Source organism: Bradyrhizobium sp. LMTR 3 (assembly GCF_001693485.1).
Lineage (GTDB): Bacteria > Pseudomonadota > Alphaproteobacteria > Rhizobiales > Xanthobacteraceae > Bradyrhizobium.
The window spans coordinates 15,491-24,487 of record NZ_MAXC01000053.1; the positions used below are offsets into that span (position 1 = coordinate 15,491).

Annotated in this window: 4 protein-coding genes and 5 pseudogenes; 4 read left to right on the forward strand and 5 right to left on the reverse strand. The window is 58.8% G+C overall.

Features of this window, described 5'->3' with window-relative positions; all coding sequences use genetic code 11:
- Positions 1 to 1,416: 1,416 nt before the first annotated feature.
- Positions 1,417 to 2,736: a C4-dicarboxylate transporter DctA gene (gene dctA / locus LMTR3_RS32320; RefSeq protein ID WP_065749027.1), complete on the reverse strand. Its 1,320-nt coding sequence runs from the start codon at positions 2,734 to 2,736 to the stop codon at positions 1,417 to 1,419.
- A gap of 351 nt (positions 2,737 to 3,087) precedes the next feature.
- Positions 3,088 to 3,292: pseudogene (locus LMTR3_RS37000) on the reverse strand (beta-ketoacyl synthase N-terminal-like domain-containing protein); the annotation flags it as partial.
- A gap of 559 nt (positions 3,293 to 3,851) precedes the next feature.
- Here LMTR3_RS37000 and LMTR3_RS37005 point away from each other — a divergent pair.
- From LMTR3_RS37005 to LMTR3_RS38145, 3 pseudogenes are all read left to right on the forward strand, one after another.
- Positions 3,852 to 4,155: pseudogene (locus LMTR3_RS37005) on the forward strand (DUF736 domain-containing protein); the annotation flags it as partial.
- Between the two features lie 134 nt (positions 4,156 to 4,289).
- Positions 4,290 to 4,582, forward strand: a pseudogene (locus LMTR3_RS32340) (type II toxin-antitoxin system RelB/DinJ family antitoxin).
- A 3-nt stretch (positions 4,583 to 4,585) separates the two neighbouring features.
- Positions 4,586 to 4,872, forward strand: a pseudogene (locus tag LMTR3_RS38145) (type II toxin-antitoxin system RelE/ParE family toxin).
- 776 nt (positions 4,873 to 5,648) lie between these two features.
- Here LMTR3_RS38145 and LMTR3_RS32350 read toward each other — a convergent pair.
- The 3 genes and pseudogenes from LMTR3_RS32350 to LMTR3_RS39570 all read right to left on the reverse strand — a co-directional run.
- Positions 5,649 to 6,278 (reverse strand): J domain-containing protein, encoded by a 630-nt coding sequence (locus LMTR3_RS32350; RefSeq protein WP_065749031.1) that lies wholly within the window; start codon positions 6,276 to 6,278, stop codon positions 5,649 to 5,651.
- A 294-nt stretch (positions 6,279 to 6,572) separates the two neighbouring features.
- A complete protein-coding gene (gene speD, locus LMTR3_RS32355; RefSeq protein ID WP_065749032.1) occupies positions 6,573 to 6,965 on the reverse strand; it encodes an adenosylmethionine decarboxylase in 393 nt (130 codons plus the stop codon).
- 51 nt (positions 6,966 to 7,016) lie between these two features.
- Positions 7,017 to 7,575, reverse strand: a pseudogene (locus tag LMTR3_RS39570) (transposase); the annotation flags it as partial.
- Between LMTR3_RS39570 and LMTR3_RS32365 the strand changes: the two are divergent.
- Entirely contained in the window at positions 7,472 to 7,897 is a 426-nt protein-coding gene (locus LMTR3_RS32365; RefSeq protein WP_176722043.1) for a hypothetical protein, read from the forward strand. The pseudogene LMTR3_RS39570 and the gene LMTR3_RS32365 overlap by 104 nt on opposite strands.
- The last annotated feature ends 1,100 nt before the right edge of the window (positions 7,898 to 8,997 follow it).

Sequence of the window (8,997 nt, forward strand, 5' to 3'; positions counted from 1 at the left end):
AGCCGAATGAAAATTGATCAGCGATCTGGCGACTAACCTGGAAAAGGGAGAGCTGTTCGCAAGGCTTGCGGATCACTTGAGTGTCCTGACGTCCGAGGTCGAGCGCACCATATCTGCGATAATCTGCAGCACGGAGACGGAGCTATAAAGACGGTCGCACGATGCTTAAGGATCGGCTCTGCGTTCACGACAGCGGCACTTATGTGAAACTGAAGAGGCCGGTAAGCTGACGTACGATTTGCTTCTATGGCTGCCGAGATTGTGCATGATGAGGATTTCGCCGGGACGAAGCGTCGGAAGGAGGACCTTCTCGACGTAAAGGCGGAAACTCACCATCGTTCGGCCCCTCGAGAAACCATGGCGCCTCGATCCGGTGATGGTGCAATGCAGCCAGGAAGGTTATGGTGTTCCAGCGGCCATGCGGAATCTTGCTGGGACTCCTCTCGCTACCGGACGCCCACCCCCGCAAGGCCGCCATATCGGTCCTGTTCCAGATCTCGTCTCTGAAGACCAAGCGCTCAGGTTCGAAGGCGATCTTGATATTTGATCCACTGAGCTCGCCGTCTGGCGAGGTCCGGACGGTCGCGTTCGCCAGCCACCACCGTTTTCTTAAGCTGAGCTTCTCGGCGTGGACGAACTCCCACTCAGCGGTAATCAGCCGTCAGCGCGCGATCAGCGAGCTCGGCGACCAAGCCGCGCAAGATAAAGCCCCCTTGGTTCGCCCTAAAACCCAGACACGGTGTTCGCCGGAATCGCCTTCGGCCCGTGGCCGCCTATCCTGCCGGGCGCCACGCTGCCGATCTCCCGATGCCGTCGCACCCACCCAACCGCCGTGCTGACCGCAACACCGAACTGTTTAGCCGCCTCGTTGCAGGACAATCCGCCGGTAGCAACCTACAGCGACCCGCTTCCGAAGATCCTCAGAACAAGGTTTTTCCATCCATGCTGGCCTCCACGCCGAGCCCTCATGGTAAGTCAGAGGTCTCCTAATTTGGGAATCCAATTTAAGCTAACCTCATCACGCTTTAGATTAGTCCGTCCGCGGCTTTGCTCCACGGCTTCTTCAGACCCCCTTCGCGATGGCCTCGTTGCACTTCGCTAACACTTCGCCTTTATACGGTTGGAGTAGAGGACTTCCACTTTCAAGCAGTCGTTCATACTCGGCACTCATAGAAACCGCCGGCAAACGGGGGTTTCTTGCCCTCGTTTCACGGGCAGCCTTGTTAGACGTTATTCCGGGGCGCTCACGAAGCGAGCGAACCGGCACTCCAGAGATCGCGGCCCAGAGATCGCGGCGAGAGATTTCCGTGGTGCGCAATCCAAATCGGCTGCTGCCGACTTGCACCACTAAGACCCGCGAATTCGGGTACACCCGAGTTCGACTTGCCCTGGAATGACGGATAGAAATGCGGCCGCCTACCCTGTCGTGCTCGAGGTGTCGTCGGTGAGATCGATTTTGTGGTTAAGCCGCGCATGCAGCGTGGCCTGGTCGAGTTCGCCTTCCCACCAGGCCACGAACACCGCGGCAATACCGTTGCCGGTGATATTAGTAAGGGCGCGCACCTCGCTCATGAATTTGTCGATCGAGAACACGATTGCCATGCCGGGCACCAGCGCAGGATTAACCACTGAAAGTGTCGCCGCGAGCGTGATGAAGCCGGCCCCGGTGATACCGCTTGCGCCTTTCGAGGTCAGCATCGCCACGACGAGAATGGTCAGCTGCTGGCCGAAGCTGAGATCGACCCCGAGCGCCTGAGCGATAAACAGCGTTGCCAGGGTCATGTAGATGTTGGTGCCATCGAGGTTGAAGGAGTAGCCGGTCGGCACCACGAGACCTACCACGGGCTTGGAGCAGCCCAGCCGCTCGAGCTTGGTCATCAATTGCGGCAGCGCACTTTCCGAGGACGAGGTGCCGAGCACGAGCAAGAGCTCATCCTTGATATAGGCGATAAACTTAAAGATCGAAAACCCAACGAAGCGCGAGATCAGACCGAGCACGACCACCACGAACAGCGCGGCCGTGGCATAGAACAGCGCGACGAGACCGATCAGATTGCCGAGCGCCGATGGTCCGAACTTACCGATCGTGAAGGCCATGGCCCCGAACGCGCCGATCGGCGCTACCTTCATGATAATGGCGATGACGCCGAACACCGCGTGCGCCGCATCGTCGATCATGCCACGCAACTTTGCGCCGCGCTCACCCAGCGCCATCAGCGAGAAGCCGAACAGGATCGCAAACAAGAGCACCTGCAGGATGTCGCCGCGCGCCAGCGCGCCGACCACGGTGTCGGGAATGATATTGAGGATGAAATCGACGCTTTTCGAGGCTTCCGCCTGCTTCACGTAGTTGGCGACGGCTGCGGCATCGGGCTTGGCCGCAAGGCCGTGGCCGATCTGAAAAAGATTGCCCATCACCAGGCCGAGCACCAAGGCAAAGGTGGAGACGATCTCGAAATAGACCAGCGCCTTGAGGCCGACCCGGCCGACCTTTTTCGCATCCTGGATGTGCGCGATGCCCGAGACTACGGTGCAGAAGATGATCGGCGCGATCACCATCTTGATTAGCTTAATGAAGCCGTCACCGAGCGCCTTGACCCAGTCGTTGGTGGCGAGCGACGGCCACAGCCAACCGACGAGGACGCCAATCAGAATCGCGATCAGCACCTGAACGTAGAGGATTTTGTACCAAGTTCGCGAGGCCCGCGCGGGCGCCGCAGTTGCGATGGTGGTCATGACGCTCCTTCCCATACGAACTCGAACACCGAGCCGTCGCGCGTTGAGAGGCGACGGCATCAGACGAGCCTTTCATGCCAGCCGTGTCCGATTGAAGACGGCGATGTCGGAAATCCGACAGCCTGCAGCGTGATTCCAAAGGCAGGCTGGCTGTTACGTGTGTTTTCTCTCGTTAAGCAAGACGCGCACCACGCGCGAAGCCATGCGGCCGTTCAACCCGCCAGACGGTGAACCGAAACTCTCCTGACTAGCTTGGCCGAATGCCAGAACCGTTCGTGCCGCCGAAGGCAGAGGCATTGTTCAGCGCCACGCGCACCTTGCGCTGGCGCAGCACATTGGAGGTGGCGTCGAGATCGACGAGCTGCTTGCGGTCGATGTCCTGCTCCGATAGCGCTTTGAGGTCGGCGCCGATCCTGACCTTCAGCTCGTAAAGCTCGGAATTGACAATCGGGCCGGTGGCGGAGCGGCCTTCGCGCATCTCCTTCCAGCTGGAGGCGGCGCAGGTGCCTAGGCCGCACGGCCCGCCCATTCCGGTAATGACGACGCGTCTCTCCATTCAGGCCTTCTTAGCGAGCCGTGGACAGCTTCAACCGTGTCGTCGATATGCTTGAGATTCGACCAGGCATCATCCGTGTTTATCTCGATCTGCAGGCCGTTGGACTGCTCCAGGTCGTAGACGAGGTTCGTCAACTCGGCGACTGGGACCACGCAAGGTAAGTTCCGCGGCGATCGTTTCTCGCCGGCGCCCGCGGGTATTCCTCGGTCTTGGCGATGATTTCCTTCGCGATTTTGATCTACCATCCTGTTGCTTCCATCAGGCGCCTCGACGCGAACGGGACGCCGTTCCTCAGCCGAGCCGCGTCGCCGATAGAGGCAGTGACGTGATCGGTGCGCGTCAGGTGCTGTTGCCAATGCAACATTCCGCAACATTGGTAAAATTGATTTTTTGGATGGTAAGCATCCACGCTGCGTATCAATTGCTCGCGCAAAACAAGAAAGTCGCACCCTGGCCGCCCTCTACTGCGTGCCGGCCCCTTACGACCGCCCCCGGTTTGTCGCCAGCCATCGAGGCCGCGATGGGCGCAGCCTGGGAAACTGGAAAAAAGGACACGACAATGGCGACCATCGGCACCTTCCTCGAACTGCAACGGCTTTTCCGGCTCGATTCGCACCTCGCTCTCAATGCCAAGGCCAAGCTGGTCCGCGTCGAGAACCCCTCTAAGGGCCGCACTTCCGCATCTTCGGGCCTAATGTCGAGCTAGGCGCCCCCTGGCAGAAGACCGCCAAGGACAGGGAGCGTGACTATCTCGCGGTCAAGCTGGACGATCCGAGCTCCCGGCTCCGATCTACGCCACCCCGATCGAGGTGGAAGGAGGACAGGAAGGCCTCCAGCCCATGTGGTCCCGCCGCAGCCCGGACTGGGGGCCCGCGGCATCGGCTTCGCCGAAAGCGGGTCCGTTTGGCCGCCGTGCTCACCCCGCTCACGAGGCTGTGACGTCTCTGGCGCACGTCATTAAAAATGCATTACGTAGCCGCGCATAGAGGAAGTCGCTATGGCTTCGCATGCTCTCGTCCAAACCCGAATCGATGCGGACGTAAAGGAAAGGCCCACCGCGGTTCTGGAAAACATGGGTCTCACGGTATCCGACGCCGTGCGGATCCTGCTAACACGCACGGCTAACAAAGGGATGCTTCTGCTGGAGCCCGTGAGCAACAGCCAAACTTACGATAGCTGGTTTCGTGAGAAGGACTGGCGGATACCCGGCCCAATCTCGATTATTCCGAGGTCGATGCGCATTTAGCGCAACGCCGTACGGCTGCGCTTCGAAAAAGTGGCGGAGCATGAACGGTGAAACTCGTCTGGTCGCGATTCGCGCCGTCCAATCGCAACGGCTTTTTCAGCTACATCGAAGCCGAGAATCCCCGTGCAGCGGTCCATGTTGATGAACAGATTGCCGATGCCGCGCGGGCCGCCTCGACTTTCCTGACAATGGCCGGCCCGGGCGCGTCGCTGGCACGCGCAAGTTAATCATCCCGCACACATCTTGGCAGGCCTACCTGGTCGACGGTGATACTGTTCCCATCTTGCGCGTGCTTCACGGCGCGTGGCCCGACGCACTTACCAATGACGATTGAGGCCGGCTCCGTGCAGTATCCTGCGACCGGAGATGGATCTCTTTTTCTTGAATTGGATGTCTAGGTCGCAGTCAGACTACGATAATCTTTATTTATCTAAATCGGGGGAAGGTCTGCCTCTAATTTTAGGGTTCGACCGATCTGCGAGAGGCCGGCAACGCCCAACGAGTGAGAGTCGGCGCTATTCGCCGCGGGCAAATCGCGCCGGCTTCGGACGGGATTGGTTCCCTCATTCTTGGAAGGTTGGGGATTTCTCATGCGCCTGACTGGTTCGTTCCAGTGGAGTTGTGCGCATCTGCAATTGATTCGATTATCTCAAAGATATCAATTCGTCATTGTCCCACTTAACAGGTGCGTACTTTCAGTCGTGCGTTCAGTGCGCGCAAGCAAGTCTGCTTGCGTGCAACGGTCCGATTTTAGGATGACAAGATGGGTGATCTTGATGCGATACTCGCTCAACCGACTGAGGAAGCACATTGAATAAGTGCATTTTCTGTTCGACTCATTATTGAGTCGTCCGTGAAAGAACATCCTCTCCGCCATCGGCCACAACTTTGCCGCATCCTGGCTTGGCTGAGGGCTCTCTGGTGCCTCTTCCTGACCGCCCTCATCGCAGCCGCCCAGCGACCGGTCACCTCTTGAATCGGCTTCTTAACGGATGACATCGTAGCCCGGATGGAGCGAAGCGTAGTCCGGGAACGGTTAATCCATCTGCGAGAGAGAAGCCCGGACTACGCTTGCGCTTCATCCGGGCTACGGGTCTGACGCGCGGGGCGCTACGCCTGGCGCACCACGGTCTTCAGATAGTTGTACGCCTTGATGATCTCGATCAGGCGGTCTTCGGTGGAGCGGTCGCCGCCATTGGCGTCGGGATGGTGCTGCTTCACCAGCGCCTTGTACTTGGTCTTGACGTCCTCGAGCGTGGCTTCGGCGGTGAGCCCCATCACCTGCAGCGCCTTGCGCTCGGCGTTCATCATCGTGCAGGTCTCGCGCTTGCCCTGCGCGCCGGGGCCAGGCCGCCAGCCGGCGCGGCCGTTGAGTTCGGCAAACACGTTGAAGGGATCGGCGGCGCTGCCCTTGCCGCGCTCGGCGCTGGTGTTGGCGCCCATCTTCCAGGTCGGGCGATGGCCGGTCAGCGCATCCTTCTGGTAGCGCGCAACCGCTTCCGGATTCATGCCCTGGAAGAAATTGTAGGACTGGTTGTACTCACGGACATGGTCGAGACAGAAGTGCCAGTACTCGCGCGCGTTCTCGCGCCCCTTCCGCACGCGGTGCGAGCCCTTGTTCTGGCAGCCCGCCCATTCGCAGGTGACGGCCTCCTGACCCGCCTGCGCCTTGCGCTTCCCACTCACCTTGGTAGGCTTGATGCGAATGGAGTCGAAGAATTTTGATGAATCGATCGGCATGGCTGACTTTGACTACGCAGTACTAAACGCTTCAAGTCCTGACATTGCGAATACCTCTCCTTCGACTACGCCATTGACGGAAAGCGGATGCCAAATTATGCCCGCCGCCGCCATGGCACCAAAGATGTTATCATAAACAAGTTGCGTGAAGCTTTCACACCCGAAAGCCTCGCGGTGAAGCTTTCATGCTAGAGGTTAGCCCAAGATGTTTTTCGATTGCGGCAGTGAGCTCGATAACCTCACCCGGGCGGTCGGAAACATGATCGGCTATTCCAATGAGATCAATCATCTGCTTCAACGCGTCGGCTTGATTGACACGCCTCTCCGGAAGCTGCGAATGTCAGACTGTTCGGGCTGAAAGGCCTCAACCAGAACCGGCACGGCGCGCGTGGGATCGCTGTCGCCACATACGAAAACATCAGCGGCCGCGTAGGACCTCTCAGGCCAAGTATGTAAGGTAATGTGCGATTCAGCCAACAAGGCGATTGCGGAGACGCCGTGACCCGGACAAAACTTATGAACGTGAAGGTGGAGTAATGTCGCCCTCGCCGCACTGATGGCTTTTCGGATTGCGTCTTCCGCAATGGTCGGATCGTCGAGGTTCTTCGCTCCCCATAGCTCGATGAGCATATGCGTCGCACCGGTGGACAGAGCCGGTGGGGCTTCCTTCTCGGCATTCATAGTCATTAAGAAATTTCCATTTGAATTATCGGCCCAATAAGCTGAGCTATTCGGGATTTAGGTGACGACGTGATCAGGCGCTTGGTTTTCCGGCACTTGGATGACGTCAATGCCGTCGTTGAATCTGACAACTGCGACGACCGTCGGCGACTGATTTATGCCGTTGAGCCGCCGCCAAGTCCTTGATGCGGCGATCACCAGCTTGAACACCATCGGCCTGGCGGTGGTTGGCGATAAGGAGCCCCTCTTCCGCACCATCCTGTATCGCCCCGCGGCGAACACGCTCTCGATGAGATTGGTGGTGGAGCGCAAGTGATCCCAATGTTCGGCAAGAAAATCGTAGAAGGCCAGCAGTGCATCGCGATCGTTGACCAGGCATTCGATCGCCCCTCCGTACTTGGCCTAATACTTCTCGGCGAAGACGTCGATCGCCACTTCGGCGGACGCTCGGGTCGCGCCCAATAGACCTCGCGCAAATCCTTCTTCATAGTGGCCTGCACAGAAAGTGGACCTTGTCCAGGACGTTCACAGTCTTGTGCACCCAGCATCGCTGGTGGGGTGCGCCGGGAAAGACCTCGTCGAGCGCCTTGCAGAAGTCGAGCGCGCCGTCGCCGACATTGGCCACACTCGTTGTCATTGATGAGGTCGCCTTGATTGTTTTGCCGCGCCACGCCTTGCTTGAGGTAGGCCTGCGTGTGGCCCTGCGCGCCAAAAGCGTAACCGAGGCGACCGGCCCCGGGGACAAGACGTTTGGACTTGCTTTGCAAGTTTACGGTCAGCACTTTGCCGGAGGCCGCGAGGCGGGGATTTGTGCCGTTGGAGACAGCACCGCTGGCATCGAGTTTGAGGCCAAACACCCAGCTACTCTTCTGCCAGTTGGGGCGGATCTGGCCGCCTGCCAGGAACACAGGACTATCGACGACGACGCCATAGACTGACGGACCGTAGGGATCACTAAAGGATTTTTGGCCGTAACCAACGCCGACGTGCCCGCCAATATCTCCTCCGGACCAGCTCCCTAGGGCCGGTGGCAGTTGTACTGCTGGCTCAAGGTCCGCCGAATTGGCTGCACCGCTTGCGACCAGCGCAATCGTTGTCGCTCCCCAAAAACGAACTCCAGATCGCATCAAACACTCCGCGGCGCTTTCCCGATCCACAACCGAGCGCCTTCAAGCTGGCATCAGTGATGGCACCGCGACTGAAGCAAACAGCGTGCCGCTTGGAAATTGAGGGGGGCTCCAGTTACTTCGTGCCGGGGTCCATGCGTCAGGTTGTGGACAATGGTCTTGAAGCTGACAATCGCGCTGTAGCGTCCGCCAGTATGCTGCGCAGCAGGAAACCACCTTTCTCGCTGCAGCAGTAGCGGGAGATTCTTGTTCGCCTGGACAGGCTTTCGATCTCACCTATCGAGGCTCATGCGAAACGGTGAAAGCCAATGGATATTACCGACGAGCGGAGCCGGCCTGGACGCTGGACCCGTCTACCCGCACAGGGATTCGCACCGGCTACGCCGCGCGTTATCGAAGTTCGGCTGGTTGGGAAGAATCATCACGAGCGATAATCACGCAACGCGGCACGCGCAGGAAAGGCTCATCATCAGCGTCTTCCAACTTACCACGAATACCCGCGTAATAATAACAGTCCGGCTCCGGCTTCGCCGTAGTGCTGCGTGGCTTTGTTGCAACACTATTCTTATCGGTTCTGCTCTAGGAAAAGGAGTTACCGAGCATGCGTCCCGTGGAGACTAAGCGAAGGCGCCATCCGCAATTCAATTCCGGTTCGCAAAGCCGTTTCGATAAGCCCTTTCGGGTAGACTGGACGTCCCCTGCCGTTCACAGCAAAGCTCTCTGAGCGCGTTTTCGCTTGCACCAAGGTGGACGACTTGCGAACATCAACAGACCAAGGACCTCGCGGTGATGGTTCTGCACGCCCACGACTCGCCACGCCGCCCATAGCTATCTTGTTATGGCCAAGAGCGTCAAAACGACTGAGCGCGCAACGATTGCCCTTCAGCGGCTATGCGAACAACGCCGGCTTC

Excerpts from the sequence above, each read along its gene's own strand:
- dctA (WP_065749027.1), bottom strand. The coding sequence starts at position 2,736 with ATGACCACCATCGCAACTGCGGCGCCCGCGCGGGCCTCGCGAACTTGG.
- LMTR3_RS32350 (WP_065749031.1), bottom strand. The coding sequence starts at position 6,278 with ATGCCGATCGATTCATCAAAATTCTTCGACTCCATTCGCATCAAGCCT.
- speD (WP_065749032.1), bottom strand. The coding sequence starts at position 6,965 with ATGACTATGAATGCCGAGAAGGAAGCCCCACCGGCTCTGTCCACCGGT.